The sequence below is a fragment of the Streptomyces sp. SID9727 genome, from assembly GCF_010550605.1.
Lineage (GTDB): Bacteria > Actinomycetota > Actinomycetes > Streptomycetales > Streptomycetaceae > Streptomyces.
Genome location: NZ_JAAGNI010000244.1, coordinates 1 through 332, shown reverse-complemented (window position 1 = coordinate 332; position 332 = coordinate 1). Strand labels below are relative to the sequence as shown.

Genomic DNA, 332 nt, shown 5'->3' with positions numbered 1-332 from the left:
CCGCACCGGCGCCCGTCGGGCCCTCAGCGCCACCGCGCCGTCCAGCGCGGCCGTCGTCAGCAGCGCCGCCGCGAACCACAGCGGCCCGCCGCCCGCCGCCCACACCCACAGCACCAGGGGCAGCTGCGCCGGGACGACCGCCAGTGGAAGCGGCAGCCGCAGCTTGTCCAGGAGCAGTCCGTAGGCCGCCCACAGCAGCGCGAGGGCGGCCGCCGCCGTCCCCGTGTACGCGGCACCGTCCGCGTCCGGCACCGCCACCGCGTACACCGCGTACGCGTCGAGCACCATCAGCACCGACGCCACCGCCGCCAGCGCCTCGGCCGTCGCGCCCA

The 332-nt window shown here is 78.6% G+C and carries 1 pseudogene; it reads right to left on the bottom strand.

The annotated features are described in order from the left end of the window. A pseudogene (locus G3I41_RS15515) lies at window positions 1–332 on the bottom strand (hypothetical protein); the annotation flags it as partial.